The organism is Helicobacter cinaedi CCUG 18818 = ATCC BAA-847 (assembly GCF_000155475.1).
Classification (GTDB): domain Bacteria; phylum Campylobacterota; class Campylobacteria; order Campylobacterales; family Helicobacteraceae; genus Helicobacter_C; species Helicobacter_C cinaedi.
Genome location: NZ_DS990393.1, coordinates 58661 through 74347, shown reverse-complemented (window position 1 = coordinate 74347; position 15687 = coordinate 58661). Strand labels below are relative to the sequence as shown.

General features: G+C 39.2%; 14 protein-coding genes and 1 pseudogene. 8 read left to right on the top strand and 7 right to left on the bottom strand.

The genetic code is table 11. The features are described from left to right. Nucleotides 1–50 precede the first annotated feature (50 nt). Nucleotides 51–1322 carry an adenine-specific methyltransferase EcoRI family protein gene (locus tag HCCG_RS08290; RefSeq protein ID WP_014666423.1) on the top strand — a complete coding sequence of 424 codons (1272 nt, stop codon included), beginning with the start codon at nucleotides 51–53 and terminating at the stop codon, nucleotides 1320–1322. A 50-nt stretch (nucleotides 1323–1372) separates the two neighbouring features. Here HCCG_RS08290 and HCCG_RS08285 read toward each other — a convergent pair whose 3' ends face one another. The 6 genes from HCCG_RS08285 to HCCG_RS08260 all read right to left on the bottom strand — a co-directional run bounded on the left by HCCG_RS08285 (nucleotide 1373) and on the right by HCCG_RS08260 (nucleotide 8176). Further along, nucleotides 1373–2347, bottom strand: a complete 975-nt coding sequence (locus HCCG_RS08285) for an iron-sulfur cluster assembly scaffold protein NifU (RefSeq protein ID WP_002957045.1) — start codon at nucleotides 2345–2347, stop codon at nucleotides 1373–1375. Nucleotides 2348–2450: 103 nt separating this feature from the next. Beyond that, nucleotides 2451–3200 carry a PDDEXK family nuclease gene (locus tag HCCG_RS08280; RefSeq protein WP_002957044.1) on the bottom strand — a complete coding sequence of 250 codons (750 nt, stop codon included), beginning with the start codon at nucleotides 3198–3200 and terminating at the stop codon, nucleotides 2451–2453. Next, nucleotides 3201–4172: a DNA (cytosine-5-)-methyltransferase gene (gene dcm / locus HCCG_RS08275; protein ID WP_002957043.1), complete on the bottom strand. Its 972-nt coding sequence runs from the start codon at nucleotides 4170–4172 to the stop codon at nucleotides 3201–3203. It lies immediately after the preceding gene. 354 nt (nucleotides 4173–4526) lie between these two features. Next, on the bottom strand, nucleotides 4527–5693 hold the full coding sequence (locus tag HCCG_RS08270; RefSeq protein ID WP_002957042.1) for a NifS family cysteine desulfurase: 1167 nt from the start codon (nucleotides 5691–5693) through the stop codon (nucleotides 4527–4529). Nucleotides 5694–5814: 121 nt separating this feature from the next. Beyond that, a complete protein-coding gene (locus tag HCCG_RS08265) occupies nucleotides 5815–7320 on the bottom strand; it encodes an SLC13 family permease (RefSeq protein WP_014666426.1) in 1506 nt (501 codons plus the stop codon). Between the two features lie 40 nt (nucleotides 7321–7360). Next, nucleotides 7361–8176, bottom strand: a complete 816-nt coding sequence (locus HCCG_RS08260; RefSeq protein ID WP_002957040.1) for a carbon-nitrogen hydrolase family protein — start codon at nucleotides 8174–8176, stop codon at nucleotides 7361–7363. Between the two features lie 172 nt (nucleotides 8177–8348). Between HCCG_RS08260 and purB the strand changes: the two genes are divergently transcribed. From purB to HCCG_RS08245, 3 genes and pseudogenes are all read left to right on the top strand, one after another. After that, complete coding sequence (gene purB, locus HCCG_RS08255) at nucleotides 8349–9677, top strand: adenylosuccinate lyase (protein WP_002957039.1); 1329 nt, start codon at nucleotides 8349–8351, stop codon at nucleotides 9675–9677. A 21-nt stretch (nucleotides 9678–9698) separates the two neighbouring features. After that, nucleotides 9699–10661, top strand: a pseudogene (locus HCCG_RS08250) (HTH domain-containing protein). Between the two features lie 55 nt (nucleotides 10662–10716). Continuing rightward, on the top strand, nucleotides 10717–11289 hold the full coding sequence (locus tag HCCG_RS08245; protein WP_014666430.1) for a hypothetical protein: 573 nt from the start codon (nucleotides 10717–10719) through the stop codon (nucleotides 11287–11289). A gap of 49 nt (nucleotides 11290–11338) precedes the next feature. Here HCCG_RS08245 and HCCG_RS08240 read toward each other — a convergent pair whose 3' ends face one another. Beyond that, nucleotides 11339–11689 (bottom strand): hypothetical protein, encoded by a 351-nt coding sequence (locus HCCG_RS08240; protein ID WP_002957036.1) that lies wholly within the window; start codon nucleotides 11687–11689, stop codon nucleotides 11339–11341. Between the two features lie 254 nt (nucleotides 11690–11943). On the opposite strand from HCCG_RS08240, the gene HCCG_RS08235 reads away from it, so the two are divergent. Genes HCCG_RS08235 through HCCG_RS08220 form a run of 4 tightly spaced genes read left to right on the top strand, consistent with a single transcriptional unit; the run spans nucleotide 11944 to nucleotide 15630 of the window. Continuing rightward, nucleotides 11944–13227: a citrate synthase gene (locus tag HCCG_RS08235; RefSeq protein ID WP_002957035.1), complete on the top strand. Its 1284-nt coding sequence runs from the start codon at nucleotides 11944–11946 to the stop codon at nucleotides 13225–13227. Nucleotides 13228–13286: 59 nt separating this feature from the next. Next, nucleotides 13287–13823 (top strand): 50S ribosomal protein L25/general stress protein Ctc, encoded by a 537-nt coding sequence (locus tag HCCG_RS08230; protein WP_002957034.1) that lies wholly within the window; start codon nucleotides 13287–13289, stop codon nucleotides 13821–13823. Beyond that, on the top strand, nucleotides 13823–14554 hold the full coding sequence (gene pth / locus HCCG_RS08225; protein ID WP_002957033.1) for an aminoacyl-tRNA hydrolase: 732 nt from the start codon (nucleotides 13823–13825) through the stop codon (nucleotides 14552–14554). Before HCCG_RS08230 ends, pth begins: the two co-directional genes overlap by 1 nt. Next, the gene (locus tag HCCG_RS08220) at nucleotides 14554–15630 is read left to right on the top strand and encodes an LptF/LptG family permease (protein WP_002957032.1); all 1077 of its coding nucleotides are present in this window, start codon (nucleotides 14554–14556) and stop codon (nucleotides 15628–15630) included. The genes pth and HCCG_RS08220 overlap by 1 nt, the downstream gene beginning before the upstream one ends. The last annotated feature ends 57 nt before the right edge of the window (nucleotides 15631–15687 follow it).

The following is a 15687-nucleotide window of genomic DNA, read 5'->3' as shown; positions in this document are numbered from 1 at the left end:
TTCTTTACTATAATTCCTATTTAAAAATCGCAAAAATACAAAGGACATAGATGAAGCAATATCTCTACATTGTGCAATCGCAGCTTGAAGTAAGTAAATGTAAAATAGGCATTACAAATGACCTTAATCGTCGATTGAAAGAATATAACGCCATCACAGGCATATCAAGCGATAATACTTATAGCATTCTCTTTGCTGCTGAAGTGAGCAATATGAGAGCCTTAGAGCAGGATATTAAAAATAACTTCGCTCATCTAAGAGAGCAGACAAACAGAGAAATCTACTTTTATAATCCAAGTCTTTTTGATATGTATGTGGATTTTATCTATGCGAGTGAGCATTTTCTCAAAAAAATCGTGCTAAAAGAATCTAAAAAGCCAAAAATCGCTAAACCAAAAACACCCAAACCAAGTATGAAAGACAGGGGCGTTACAAGAAAGACTTTGCTAGATAAGGCGATGAGAGTAAAGGACGATGAATTTTATACGCGTATGGAAGATGTGGAGAAAGAGCTCTCAATGTATCCTACAAAAATATGGAAAGACAAGGTCGTCTTTTGTAACTGCGATGACGCCATAGGCTCAAAACGCGACTATACAGACTCATCAGCCTTCGCACTTTATTTCATAAAACACTTTTTTAGACTAAAGCTTAAAAAGCTCATTTGCACACATTATAGTGGCAAGGTGGATTTGTTTAACGCAGGGACAAAGGGCTATATTTTTACCAAAGATGGTGCAAATGAGATGTTTGACACGCCAAAGGGCTATAATGGCGGCTTTGAAGAGACAGAATCTTTAAGGATTCTAAACGAAGAAGCGGATATTGTCTGCACAAATCCGCCCTTTTCTCGTGCGATAGAGTATTGGCAGATTCTAATAAGAAGTCAAAAGAAATTTATCATTATCTCAAATATTACAAATTGTGTAACCACCGCTTTTATTCCTTATTTTATGGATAAAAAGGCGTGGGCGGGATATACGCGGGTGGATTGGTATCTCAATCCAAAGAGAGTTGCCGTGGAGGCAGCAGGGCATTTTTTTACAAATTTTCCTATCAAAGATCGCCCTAATATCAAACGCTTAAAATTTATGCCACTTGATGAGATTCCAGATGTGTATAAAAGATTTGATGATGATAATATTTTATCTGTGGATAAAAATTATATTCCAAATGATTATGATAAACCCTTTGGGGTATCGGCAAGGCAGATTCTCAATGGAGTGTTAGAATGCGGATATATAATTGTCCAAAACAAGAAATATATGCCACACATCAATGGAAAAGAAAAATTCGCAAGGGTTTTAATCCAAAAATCTTAGTGAAGCTAGTTTCTAGCCACAAGCAAAGCTTTGCTAGAAACTAGCTTCAATCATATCGGCAAAACGCGGATTTTAGAATCTAGTTGCTCTTGCAACACAGATTCTATGGCATACAATGTGCCTGTTGCCCCACTCGCACAGCCGCTACACGCCCCAAGATAGCGGATATACACATCAATGAATCCATCGCTTGTATCCTTAATGTCTAAAATCTCCATATCGCCCCCATCCATCATAAGCATAGGGCGGATATTGGCATCAATCACTTTATCAATCGCCTTTACCTTTTGCACCATTGTCATTTCAGCAAATGCGATGTCTCCGCCTTTATCAGCGACTTTTTTCATAGATTCTTTATCCATTTCAGCCCTGACTTCAGCAAGTATATCTACCAAATAATACTCCCTTTCCTCGTGTCCGCCCGGCTTAATGCAGCTTTTACAAAACGCCCCTGCTTTTGTGTAGTTTGTGATTTCTTCTACACTTTTTAAATCATTTAGTTTGATGACTTCTTTAATGGTAGATAGGCTAACTCTCGCACATTCACACACGATGATTTCACTCTCAAAGTCCGCTGCGTCCTTGCCTAGATAAATCCCCGCTGCTTTTTTAATCACATCATACGCCATAACAGAGCAGTGCATTTTCTGCCCCGGGACAGCCGGTGTATCAGGGTCATCACGCAAGGCGTACTCTACATCAAGGTTTGTGATTTTTACCGCGTCCTGCACCTTTTTGCCAAGGCAGAGTTCTACCATCATATCGCTACTTGCAATCGCCGTCCCACAGCCAAAGCTTTTGAACTTCGCATCAATGATTGTATCATCAGAATCCACAAGCCAATACAGCCGCACCGCATCGCCACACGCTTCCGCGCCATAGTCTGCTACGATGAGTTTTGCTCCCTTTTCATCAGCATCTTTTTGTGTCAAAACGCCTAAATGTGTGGGATTATCCATTCTCTCACTTACTTTGTTTGAATATGCGTCCCATAACGCACCACCGATTAAATCATTCTTTGCCATTTTCTTTTCCTTTCAAATTTATGTTTAAACAAAAAGTTAGTAACACTTTATCTTGTGTTGCTAAGTTTTTGTTTAACTTTCCTTTCAAATTTGGTTTAGTTGCTTATTTTTGCATAAGTAACAGGGGATTAATCTTAAATTGCAACATTTTCGCACTTTCTCTGCCACCATCGCCACCTTTTCTTTGCATAGTAACCTTACCAATCTTAAGGCTTCCTTGTGGAGAAAACATAACTTCACCGCCATAAAAATTTATCACTTCATTGATAGGTTTTAGCACCCATTCTATGTTGCTTTCTAGTCTCAAAATTACCAAAAACCATTCGCTTGCAAACTGCCCTCTACCTTTTAAAATATCGTTTAAAATTAGAATCCTATTTTCGTTAAAAAAGTTTAGAATCTTATCTTGTTCTTTTTGTGAAAATTCATTAAAAAACATTCGCCTTTTATCCTTTGGATTCTCTATTTTAGGCTCTTTTTCACCAACAAAATATTGTAAAATTTCATAAATATCTTTAGGAAAATTCCACAATTCATTATAGGAAGTAAGCCATCTTTTATCAATTTGATTGAAACCTTGATTATTAGAAACAAGTTTTACTTGGATATTTTGCACATCTTGCAATTTTTGTAATTTAATCTGCACTAAAATTACTATCTGCACATCGGCTTTAAAACTACCTTTGATTTTTTCTGCTTTTACTTCTTCTATTGATTCTAAGTCATAGCCCATAGCTTTAAGCCACTTTTGAGCTAGAATCTCATTTTGCCAATTATTAAAAATAGCCACAACAAAAGCTTCATTTTTGAATCCATTTTTTGCGGTTTGTGGGCCAAGCTTAACTTTATCCATTTATGCCCCCTTGCCGTCATTACATAATAAATCTTTGGCGATAGATTCTATAACATTAACACTCATTGCATTTCCGCATTGTCTTAAAATATCATTTTGCGATAAGTGCTTGATTTTTAACTCTATTTTTTGAATTTTTTCAAAGCCCTGCAATCTCAAAGCCTCTAAACCACTTAAGCGATAAAGTTCTTTATTAAAAACATAAAAAAGTCCTTGCCTATCTCGTCTTAGTGTTGGAATCTTGTTTTCATACAATCTTAAATCACTCTGTCTTGTATCAAGCACTAAAAAATCTTTATCTAAAATCTGTGTTAAATCAAATCTGCCTTTATTATATTTGTTTTCTAAAAATCTTAAAAAGGTTTGATAACTCTGCGAATCTCTGCTAAAAATGTTATCTTGTTTGGGCGTTAAAAACTCTTTTAATGCTTTTTTTGTCATTCTTTGACTAAAACTAAAATCACGCTTTTTATCCTTTCTAATCCCTACAAAATATACTCTCTCTCTAGCTTGGGCTAAGGCAAAATCAAGACTATTTAAAAGCTTATGAAAAACTTGATAGCCACAAGATTCTAAAAGTTTTAGAATCTCTTTTAGCGTTTGCCCCTTATTGTGATTAAATAAGCCTTTAACATTTTCTAAGATAAAAAAGCTAGGTTGTTTAGCCTTTAGAATCTCAGCAAGATAAAAAATAATCTGCCCTTTTTCTTTATTCTCTAAGCCCTCTCTTTTGCCAACAATGCTAAAGCTTTGACAAGGAAAACCAGAAATAAGCAAATCAAAATCAGGCAAAGATTGTGGATTAATCTGCGTTAAATCGCCGAGTTCTAGCTCATTTGAAGTATTAAAAAAAGTTTTGTAAGTTTTAATGGCTGCCCTATCAATCTCACTAAAACCCAAGCATTTCAAACCACAAGATTCTAGCCCCAAACGCCCCCCGCCAATACCACTACAAAAATCTATAAAAGTCATCTTTTGCCCTATAATCGCAAATTTCTCATTAAAAATATGCGTCCCATAACGCACCACCGATTAAATCATTCTTTGTCATTTTCTTTCCTTTTTTTTGTTGTATAAATTTTACCGCTTAGATTCTAGAATCTAGCACATCAAAACACATTGCGGAAGTATCTTTATCTTTGAGATAAAAACATAAAATTCGCTTTTATTCAAAAACACAACACAAAACCCACATTCTAGCAGTTGCTGTATGGCTTTGTGGGCTTTATGGGGATTTTAGGGTAGGAGTTACCTAAAGCGGTAATGACTATCCTAAAATCCCCATAATCGCACAAATCGCATACCCAAATGTGAATGTCTTAGAATCTAGTTTTCATAACTACTAGAAATCGCCCTAAGTCTCCCCACCGCTTTCTTAAACACTTCAATAGTATAATCAATCTCTTCACTTGTAGTGAATCTACTAAGAGAGATTCTAATAGCTGTATGGGCTAGTTCCCTATCCGCTCCAATGGCTACCATTACAGGATTTGCCTCCAAGTCTTCACTCGCACACGCACTGCCCGTTGATGCAGCAATACCAGCTTTGTTTAAATCCCATAGCATTGCCTCACCTTCAATACCTCGCACACTAATGAGTGTCGTATTTGGGACACGATTTTCCCTTGTGCCAACGACAAACACATCAGGTATGCTTAAAAGTGCGTCTTCTAGCCTATCTCTAAGCTTTCTAACTTGTGTAAGCTCAAAGTCTAGGTAGTCTGTGGCAAGCTTCATCGCCTCGCCCATACCGATGATATAGGGGACATTGAGTGTGCCAGAGCGTCTGCCCCGCATATGCTCTCCGCCGTGTAAAAGCGGGGTAAGCTCCACACCTTTTCTAATATACAAGCCGCCAATGCCCTTTGGTCCGTGAAACTTATGTGCTGAAAAGCTTAGAAAATCCACATTTACCTTTTTCACACTGACTGGAATCTTGCCGATAGCCTGCACCGCGTCAGTATGGAAAAGCACACCTTTTTGTTTGCATAATGCACCAATCTCTTCAATAGGGAAAATAAGCCCGGTCTCATTATTCGCCCACATTATGCTAACAAGTGCGGTATCTTCACGCAGGGCTTCACGCACTTGCTCGGTAGTGATTGTGCCTTGTGCGTTAATGGGCAGATAGGTAACCTCAACACCCAAAGATTCTAAAAAGCTACAAGTTGCCCTAACTGCGGGGTGCTCCACCTCTGTGGTAACAATATGCTTCTTGCCCTTTTTCACGATCTCATCAAAATACACGCCCTTAATCACCCAGTTATTTGACTCTGTCGCACAAGAAGTGATGATAATATCATCATTATCGTCCGCATCAATGCCCTTGTATAGCTTCTCTATGGCTTCAGCAATCGCTGGGTGCGTCTCTGTGCCGTATTTATGCAAACTATTTGGATTCCCAAACTTTTCGCAAAAATAAGGCTCCATCAATGCCTTAATGCTAGGGTCTAGCATTGTCGTGGCATTGTTATCTAAATAAACCTTTTTCATCGTGGCTCCTAATTGTTGTTTGTTAAAAAAGTAAAGTTTATCTTAACCTTGACTAGCAAAGCGGCCAGATTCTATCATTTTATAATTAATTGATATTATCTTTTTTCATAAAATTATTTGCCTACTCTAAAAACCACCGCCAATACGCAAAGGCAAAGATACTCACAGCCACAATCCCCACAACACTTAGCAAGAATCCAAATCGCACCATATCCAACACTTTGATACCGCCTTTTTCAAAGACTATGGCATTAGGCGGTGTAGAGATAGGAATCATAAAAGAAAAACTCGCACAAATAGTAATCGCAAGCATTGTGATTGTCGGCTCATCTGCGACCAAAAACGACTGCGTAGCGGTATAAATGATAGGCAGTAAAATAGCAATAAGTGCCGTTGTGCTTAAAAAGCCCGTGGCGATAATCGCACACACACAAGCAAGAAGCAAAAATACAAAAAATGGCAAATTTGCAAACTGCATAAAATATCCTTCAAACACTCCACCAAGCTCGGATTGAGAAAAGGCAGTGGCAATACAAAACCCCGCACCAAACAAAAATATCAGCTCATAAGGGATAGATTTAGAATCATCCCAATCCAAAAACCCAAGCTTTGGCACAAACATCAGTAGCCCAAAGGCTAGTAAAATCACATTTTCATTTAGCCCCAAGCCATCATACAAAGGCTTAATGGGAGAGTTTAAAAACAGCACAACAAGCAAAAGAGCGATGAAAAATAATAACCGCTTGTGTTCAGTGCGAACTTGTATATTTTCAAATGCTTTAAACTCCACGCTATGACCTTGTGTGCCAAAAGATAGGATATAAATCATCGTATAAAGCATAAGGCAAGTAAGCGGAGCCATCATAAAAATCCAAGTGGTAAAGCTTATGCTATCAAAGCCAAGCTTTTCTAAGAATCCTAGGAAAATAAGATTCGGCGGTGAGCCAATAGGCGTTGTAATCCCGCTGATACTCGCTCCAAATGCCACAGCAAGTAAAAAACGCATTTTAAGAAAATAATCCTGCGTGATTGATAGGGCAATGGGTAGAAGCAAAATCGCGGTTGTGGAATTTGATAAAGCTGTGCCAAGCACACAAGAAGCAAGTCCAAGTGCGGAGATAACGCCCTTTGGATTCTGCGGAAAAAAGGAGAAAAACTTTTTGGCGATGATTTTATGAAGTCCGATTTTTTCTGTGGCGGTGGCTAACATAAAGCCGCCCAAAAAGAGATAGATAATGGGATTGGCGTAATTTTCCGTGGCACTTTTGGTATCAAGTATGCCAAAGCTTGGGAAAAGAATAATAGGCAGAAGTGAGACAACCCCTAGTGGCAGGGCTTTATTCGTCCAAAGTGTAACAAGCAAGGCAATAATGCCAAGCAGGGCTGAAACCTTAAAAGAAGCCCCAAGATACACCCTTGCTAAAATTGCTGCGATAATGCCAAAAATAAGGGCTATGCCTACGCCTAGAATGATTTTTATTGTGCGTTCTTCTCTTGGTGCAGATTCTGATTCTATGGAATCTAAACTAGATTCTGGCGTGGCGTCCTTGATAAAATCTTTGATAGAGTCGTGGGTGGAATCTTGCGGGGTGGATTGTAAAGGTTGATGATTACTTTGTTGCAGCACTTGTGTCCTTGAAATAAGATGAGCCATTATAGCACATTTCTTAGATTCTAAATCCCCATTCTTTTTGTGCGTTTAGAATCTGCTCTTTTTCAATACTTACAAGTAGCATTCCCTCTTTATCGCCAAGATTTTCCTCAATCTCGCCATTGGCGTTAATAAACAAGCTATCGCCATAAAATTGCCACTGCGTTTCATCATACACGCCACTGCCTACACGATTGACACGCAAAAGTGCCATAGAGTTTGTAAAAGCACGCATAGAGCAGAGATTTCTCCAGCGTGTTTTGGAGCCAAAAGTATTGCTACAAGGCATAATCACAACATCTACTTTAGCATTCTTAAGCCTTAGCCATAGTTCATCAAAATGTGCTTCAAAGCCGCTAATCACGCCAAGATTCAGCCCACATTTCTCAAATACAGTGGGTGTTTTGGGGGATTTTGGAAGCTTATTATTAAAAAACTTCTTTTCATTCCAGTGTGGATAGGCAATAAGGCGTTGTTGATGATAAATATGTATGGAGTTTTTCTCATCATTGCTGATATGGACAATAGATTTATAAAGCTTGCCATTCCCACCATCTCCATTTTCGCCAAGTAGCAATGGAGCGATAATATCAAGCTTGTATTTTTTGGCTAGTTTTTGTAGCGTGTTTAGGGCGTTATGCGAAATGGCACTTATCATCTCTTTAGAATGATTTTTATCAAACTCCCTAAAAAATGGGTTAAAGACATATTCCCCAAACGCCACAAGGCTAACCTTTTGCTTTTTGCATGCACCTAGGTATTGATGCAGTCGCGTGTCGGTTGGGGAGAGTGGCGGGAGCTGTAAAAGGGCGATATTTAAAGGAGTATTCATAGGAATCCTTATCATTGTAGAATCTAGCTTTGGGCTTGTGATTTTACACTTGTCGTTTTCAATATTGTTTCAAATCCGCGATTGTAGCATATTAAGCTTAGATTCATTATAATTATCTCCACAAAGGCGGGTATAACGCGGTATAGATTTAACAAATGATGAAGGAGTAAAAATGGTAGAGCGATACGCAAGAGAAGAGATGAAAAAGCTATGGGATATGAATGCCAAATATTCTGCTTGGCTTGAAGTGGAAAAGGCGTTAGTGCGTGGCTGGAATAAGCTAGGGCTAATCCCCGATAGCGATTGTGAAAAGATATGCAAAAACGCGAAATTTGACATCGCTAGGATTGATGAGATTGAATCTGTTACCAAACACGACTTAATCGCCTTTACCACTTCTGTGGCGGAGAGCTTGGGAGAGGAGAGCCGGTGGGTGCATTATGGGATCACTTCTAGTGATTGCATAGATACCGCAGTGGCACTGCAAATGCGAGATAGCTTAAAGATTATTTTAGATGATATAAGACAGGTAAGATCGGCGATAAAGGTGCGTGCATATCAGTATAAAGACACGCTAATGGTGGGGCGAAGCCACGGAATCCACGGAGAACCTATCACTTTTGGGCTAGTTTTGGCGATTTGGTATGATGAGCTAGGGCGGCATTTAAAGGCGTTAGAATCTACGCTTGAAGTCATCTCTGTGGGGCAGCTAAGTGGGGCAATGGGGAATCTCGCTCATACGCCTATGGAGTTAGAAGAACTCGTCTGCAAAGAGTTAGGGCTAAAACCCGCCCCTGTGAGTAATCAAGTGATACAGAGGGATAGATACGCTAGGCTTATGAGTGATTTAGCCCTTTTGGCTAGTAGCTGTGAGAAAATCGCACTACAGGTGCGGCATTTGCAACGCACAGAAGTCTATGAAGCAGAAGAGTATTTTGAATCTGGGCAGAAGGGAAGCTCTGCTATGCCCCATAAGCGAAACCCGGTTTTGAGTGAAAATATCACGGGGCTTTGCAGAATGATACGCGCTTATGCCCTGCCCGCAATGGAGAATGTCGCGTTGTGGCACGAGCGAGACATCAGCCATAGTAGTGTGGAGCGATTTATTTTACCTGATAGCTTTATCACCACAGATTTTATGCTAATGCGTTTAAAAGGGCTGCTTGAAAAGCTAGTGGTGTATCCTAAAAATATGATGAAAAATCTAAATCTCACCGGTGGGCTTGTATTTTCACAACGAATCTTACTAGAGCTACCTAAAAAAGGCGTATCACGCGAAGATGCCTATAAAATCGTGCAAAGAAATGCGATGAAAGTTTGGGGTGATTTGCAGGAAGGCAAAGCGGCGGTAAATGACAAGGGTGAATCGCTTTATTTACAATATCTTTTAGCGGATAGCGAACTTGTAGGGCTTATCGGCATAGCGGCAATCCGCGAATGTTTTGAGTTTAGCTACTACACAAAAAATGTGGATTCTATATTCAAAAGGGTGTTTGGGTAGAGACTAAGAAAAAGGATAAAAATGCAAAAGAAAATGACATATTTGGAAGTGGCAAGGGCTGTGCTAGAGAGTGCGACTGCTCCGCTTAAAGCGGGACAGGTTTGGGATATAGCGGTAGAAAAAGGATTGGATAAGAATCTAGCAAATGCGAATCGACAGACAGTTAAAACGATATATGACCGACTTTAGAGAGATATGCGAGATAAGCAAGATTCTATCTTTATGAAAGCTTCAACTAACCCCACGACCTTTTGGCTAAAAGCAAGAGAGAATGAGCTGCAAAAGGGATTAGAATCTATAATGCAAACAAACAAGACAGACTATGAAAAGCAAAAAGGCAGAGGCTTTCACGAGCGGGATTTGCACCCGCTGTTTGTGCGGTTTGCAAAAGATTATTTTGATGCGTATGCAAAGACTATTAAGCACGAAAAGAGTAAAAAGACACAAAGCGGGCAGGATAAGTGGAACTATCCCGATATTGTGGGTGTGCATTTTCCATTTAATGATTATAGTGAGAGAGAAACACTAGAGCTAAGTCAGAATCTAAACCGCCGCGATTTTAAGATTTACTCCTTTGAGCTAAAAGTTTCACTTGATTTTAGCAATTTGAAAGAGAGCTACTTTCAGGCGGTGAGTAACTCTAGCTTTGCAAATGAGGGGTATTTGGTGGTGTATGAAGAGCTAGATTCTGAAGTGTTTGATGAGCTAAGGCGGCTGCATAGTAGCTTTGGCATTGGGCTTATAAAGCTAGAGCTAGAGCCTACTGAATCTTCTGTGCTTTTGCCATCGTTAGTAAGAAACTTGGATTTTAGAACTATTGATATGCTAGTGGATAAAAACGCTGATTTTAGGGAGTTTATTGACACGATAAATGGCGATATACAGACAAATGATAAAAGGCGGATTGTCCTGCAGTATTATGATGAGGTGCTAGATGATGAGAGTTTGGATAGGTATTTGAGTGAGAAAGGCTTAAGGGGTTAGGTTTTTTGCAATCTTAATTTAGGGATAGTTGAAGCTATAAAAAAAAGGGGTGCTTATGCGGTTTATTGTGATTATGCTATGTGTGTTTTGGGCGATAGTGGCAGTGGAAGCTAGAGGTGCGGAATCTAAGCAAAAATGTCTTACCCAAGAGCAGATAGAGCAAAAAGCCTTTGCTGTGCGTGTAAGCAAGGAGTGGTTTGACACAGATAAAATAGAATCTATGTTGAGTAGGCTTAAAAGTTTATATCCGCAAGTCATATTTGTTAGGGCGTTATCGTGGGGGAATGAGAGTGAGATTCTAGCTTTTGAAGTGCCTGTAAAAGATGTGCGTGTGATAGGGCATAAGGATGATAAGAGTAGCGTTGATGATTGGTTTCCTAATGATGAAGGGTATGGGGACTTTAGGATAAATGGGCGTGAGATATCGTATAAAGAGCATTTGCCAAAGGGCAGTGTCTTAGCAGTCCAAAGTGCTACGCCCGGGAGTGCGAGTATTGGCGGGGTGGTGGAGTTTGTGCTTGAAAATGGGGTAAAGATAGAGCATAGAATCCACGAAGACGCCATAGGCACGGATTATTTTTACAACGCACAAGGGGAGATGTTGGTAGAGTGCGAGAGTGTGCTTTGAAAACCTTACACTCTCTTATTTGAAGTGAAAATTTTGAATCTAAGATGTATTACTTTTTCTTTTTATGACATTTGCGTCTGGCGCGTTGGGCTTTGCGTCTAGCAAGGAAAACTTGATAATGTGTTCTCCACCAAATGTAACTTTTAAGCTGTGAGCGTTTATGTGTCTCATAAAGTGCGCTAGCATCGGCATTTGGCTCAAGAGATTCTACGATTTGCAAAGATTCTTCTATGATTTGTTCAATATCTTGATAGCCGCCTTCTTCTTGCTCTTTGGCAAGGAGTTCAAGCTTTTCTAAAATCTCTTTGGGCATAAGCTCTCGCTCGGCTTTTGTGATATTTAGCAATGGTGCGAGTTCTTCTCTGTCTTGGGTTGTTAAAACAACTTTATGCTTTGACATATTTCCTCCTTTTGCTGATTTGTTGGTGTATTATACAAAAAAATCAGCAAAACCCCGCAAAAATCGCTAAATTAAGAATATATTAAGTTTATTTGAATTTATTGCGGTGAGCATATATGATTTGACTGAATGTATCATTTGACACTTTTGGTGGCAGTTTTGCATAAAAATTTAATTTTTTTTTGACTTTATTGGGTGTTTGTGCCATAATGAAAGGGCGATTTAGATTCCAAATCTTACATAAAGGAGATGTTATGGCAACCATTACGCTAACAAATAACGCAACAAAAGAAAGCTTTGATTTTGAGCTGATTGAATGCACGAGGGGTCCAAAAGCGGTGGATTTTTCCAAGCTTTTTGAACGCACAAATATTTTCTCTTATGATCCGGGCTATGGCTCAACGGCTGGGTGTAAATCTACGATTAGCTACATTAATGGTAAAGAGGGGGAGCTACTCTATAAAGGCTTCCCGCTGCAAAAGCTTGTAGAGAAGTATCAATTTACCGATGTGTGTAAGCTTTTGATTACAGGTGATGCACCAAATAATGGTGCAGAATCTAAGGAGTTTGAAATAGAGCTTATGCATAGGAGTTTCCTGCACGAGGGGCTTATTAATATCTTTAATGCTTTCCCGGACACTGCTCACCCTATGGCAAATCTATCTGCTGCCCTTTCGGCTCTTTCTACATTTCACTTTCATCACTTGGATATGAGTAATGAAGAGGAGCGACAAGTAATGGCAAGACGCGCTATTGCTAAGATTCCAACGCTTGTGGCGTTTGCGTATAGACATTCGCTTGGGATTCCATATATTTACCCTGATGTGGAGCGTGGCTATGTGGAAAACTTCCTGTATATGCTTCGTGCGTATCCGGGCGGAAAAATGAAGCAAACAATTAGCGGTCCGGCTGAAATTACGCCTTTAGAGGTTGAGGCATTGGATAAAATTTTCACACTTCACGCTGATCACGGACAAAATGCTTCCACAACAACGGTGCGTAATGTCGCTTCAACCGGAGCACACCCTTATGCGGCGTTGAGTGCTGGGATCAATGCGTTGTGGGGAGCAGCACACGGCGGAGCAAATGAAAAAGTGCTTGATATGCTTAATGAAATTGGCGATGCGAAAAATGTGGATAAATTTATCGCTAAGGCAAAGGATAAAAATGATCCATTTAGGCTTATGGGCTTTGGGCATAGGGTGTATAAAAACTACGATCCGCGTGCGAAGATTCTTAAAAAGCTTAAAGATGACTTGGACGCTAAGGGAATCAAAATGGATTCACGCTTGAGTGATTTAGCCCATAAAGTGGAAGAAGTGGCGTTGAATGATAGCTACTTTGTGGAGAGAAATCTCTATCCAAATGTGGATTTCTACTCTGGAATCATTCTTTCTGCGTTGAAGATTCCTGTTTCACTCTTTACGCCTATTTTTGTTATCGGTAGAATGCCCGGCTGGTGTGCGCAACTCCTAGAGCATATCAAAGATCCAACAACAAGAATCACACGACCTCGCCAAGTTTATATCGGGGAATAAAGTGTATTTAAGGGTTTTTAGCTATAATGCGACCCTTAGATTTTCAAAAAGGACTGGCAATGTTAGAAGGACAAATTAGAGAGAGTATTTCAAAATCTCAAGCAAAGGCTTTGAGGAATGATGGTTATCTAATTGCAAACATCTATGGCAAGGGGCAAGAGAATATCCATTGTGCCTTTAAGTTGAATGATTTTATCAAGGCGGTGAAACACAAAAGCACATTGATTTTCCCTGTGAAAGTCGATGGAAAGACTTTAGATGTTGTGGTTCAAGAGTATCAAAAAGATCCTGTTACAAATACGATTATCCACGTGGATTTGCTTTTAGCTCAAAAAGGCGTAGTGAGTAAATATAAAGTTCCTGTGAGCGTAAAAGGCAGTGCAAAGGGGCTTAAGAATAAAGGTGTGCTATTTATTTCCACAAAGCGTATTAGCGTAAAATGCACAGCTGAAAAGCTTCCTAATACTTATGAACTTGATGTGAGTGATTTAGATGTAGGGGATTCTATCCTTATCCGTGATTTGCCACAGCTTGATGGTGTCAGTGTGCTAAATCGCCCTTCTGTTGCAGTAGTTGGAGTGATTAAAGCAAAATAATGTCCGCCCTTCTTATTGTAGGGCTTGGTAATCCGGGTGTCAAATACGAGAAAACTCGGCATAATGTCGGGTTTATGGTGCTTGATTTTTTATCAAAGGCTTTGGGTTTTGATTTTGCTTTTGATAAGAAGTTTAATGCTGAACTTGGGATTCTAAAAGCCTATAATCAAACGCTGTATTTTTTAAAACCTCAAACTTTTATGAATCTTTCTGGGGAGAGTGTAGCCCCTTTTGCTCGGTATTTTCAGCTTTCATCTGTGCTTGTTATCCACGATGAACTAGACATTCCTTTTGGTGATATTCGCTTTAAGTTTGCAGGATCAAGCGGTGGGCATAATGGGCTAAAATCCATTGATAACACGATGGGAAATGAGTATGTGCGTTTGCGTTTTGGTATTGGCAGGAGTGCTACACAAAGTGTGGTGGATTATGTGCTAAGCGATTTTAGTTTGCAAGAAATGGAGAGTTTTCACGCCCTTATGCCTCATCTGCAAGAGGCAATTTTGAGTTTTGCACAAATGGGGCAAGATAGTCTAAAAGATGTTGCGACAGCTTTGCAAAGTCGCTTTGGTATCAACGCAAGACAAAATGCTTCTAAACAAACCGCACAAAACAAAAAATCGCAAACTAAAGATTCTGCAAACTCTTTAGATTCTAAAAACATTCCTTTAGAAACTCATAAAATAGAATCTAGTTTTAGTTTTGCAACTAATCGTAAGGGCGGCGAGTAATGCTTATCCGTTTTGTGGGGTTTTATTATCTCAAATATTTTCTTATTATTTTTTTGGGATTGGAAGGCTTTTTTCTTGCCATTGATACGCTTAAATATATTGAAGAGTTGCCAGATTCTGCAAATTTGCTGATTTTATTTTTGTTTTATGATGGGGTTTTTGCACTCACTTATACTTTGCCTATTTCGCTTGTTTTGTGTTCTATTATGTTTTATATGGCATTTCTTAAAAGCTCACAACTCACAGCTCTTATGGCTCTAGGCTATTCTAAAAGGCAGATTCTAGCACCATTGCTTTTGATTTCAAGTTTGCTGACTGCGGGTTTTATTGGGTTAAATGCCACGCCGTTTGCCTATGCAAAGGAATATGCAGAATCTATTATCTATCAAAACGCACAAAATATACGCGAGAATCTGCTATTAAAAAGTGGCAATCAATACATATTTCTCCGCAAACTTTATCCGTTGTTTAATGGTGAGGCAAGGGCAGAGGGCATTAAAGTTTTTACCCTAGATGAAAATAGCAATCTTGTGGCGTATCACGAGGCAAATGAGGCATTTTTTGAGAAAAATATATGGGTTTTGAAAAAGGCTAAAAGCGTGGATATTACAAATTCTCCAACGCTTGGAGAGAAGGCTTTGGATATAAGCTTGAAAGAAGAGTTAGAGATTTTAAAAGGTTTTAGCTCAAAAGTGCTTGAAACAATAGCACAAGATAAGCCTATTGCCTCTATTGTTGATGCCTTTGCCTCGCTTAAAATCGCCAAAAGGCAAAATGTCAGTTCCGATAAAATACGCGGGATTCTCTATGGGTTGCTTGTCATACCATTTTTCGTGCCTTTGTGTATTGCTATTATTGCCTATTATATTCCATCTTTGCCTAGATACGGGAATCTTACCTTGATTAGCTTTGTGAGTATTATTGTTGCGTTAGCGATATGGGGCGTGTTTTATTCACTCTCACAACTTAGTGTTGCTGGGCTTGTGTATCCTGAAGTAGGCTTGTTGCTTCCAATGGGAATTTTATGTGCTGTGTTTATGTGGCATATTTGGCACATTGATGAAAAGTTTTTATAAAATTAAAGAGTTTAAAGCAAAACTAACAAAAAACTTGGCATAATCCAAGCCATCTAC

Excerpts from the sequence above, each read along its gene's own strand:
- HCCG_RS08260 (WP_002957040.1), bottom strand. The coding sequence starts at position 8,176 with ATGAATACTCCTTTAAATATCGCCCTTTTACAGCTCCCGCCACTCTCC.
- HCCG_RS08220 (WP_002957032.1), top strand. The coding sequence starts at position 14,554 with ATGCTTATCCGTTTTGTGGGGTTTTATTATCTCAAATATTTTCTTATT.
- purB (WP_002957039.1), top strand. The coding sequence starts at position 8,349 with ATGGTAGAGCGATACGCAAGAGAAGAGATGAAAAAGCTATGGGATATG.
- HCCG_RS08245 (WP_014666430.1), top strand. The coding sequence starts at position 10,717 with ATGCGGTTTATTGTGATTATGCTATGTGTGTTTTGGGCGATAGTGGCA.
- HCCG_RS08290 (WP_014666423.1), top strand. The coding sequence starts at position 51 with ATGAAGCAATATCTCTACATTGTGCAATCGCAGCTTGAAGTAAGTAAA.
- HCCG_RS08285 (WP_002957045.1), bottom strand. The coding sequence starts at position 2,347 with ATGGCAAAGAATGATTTAATCGGTGGTGCGTTATGGGACGCATATTCA.
- HCCG_RS08230 (WP_002957034.1), top strand. The coding sequence starts at position 13,287 with ATGTTAGAAGGACAAATTAGAGAGAGTATTTCAAAATCTCAAGCAAAG.
- pth (WP_002957033.1), top strand. The coding sequence starts at position 13,823 with ATGTCCGCCCTTCTTATTGTAGGGCTTGGTAATCCGGGTGTCAAATAC.
- HCCG_RS08280 (WP_002957044.1), bottom strand. The coding sequence starts at position 3,200 with ATGGATAAAGTTAAGCTTGGCCCACAAACCGCAAAAAATGGATTCAAA.
- HCCG_RS08270 (WP_002957042.1), bottom strand. The coding sequence starts at position 5,693 with ATGAAAAAGGTTTATTTAGATAACAATGCCACGACAATGCTAGACCCT.
- HCCG_RS08235 (WP_002957035.1), top strand. The coding sequence starts at position 11,944 with ATGGCAACCATTACGCTAACAAATAACGCAACAAAAGAAAGCTTTGAT.
- HCCG_RS08240 (WP_002957036.1), bottom strand. The coding sequence starts at position 11,689 with ATGTCAAAGCATAAAGTTGTTTTAACAACCCAAGACAGAGAAGAACTC.
- dcm (WP_002957043.1), bottom strand. The coding sequence starts at position 4,172 with ATGACTTTTATAGATTTTTGTAGTGGTATTGGCGGGGGGCGTTTGGGG.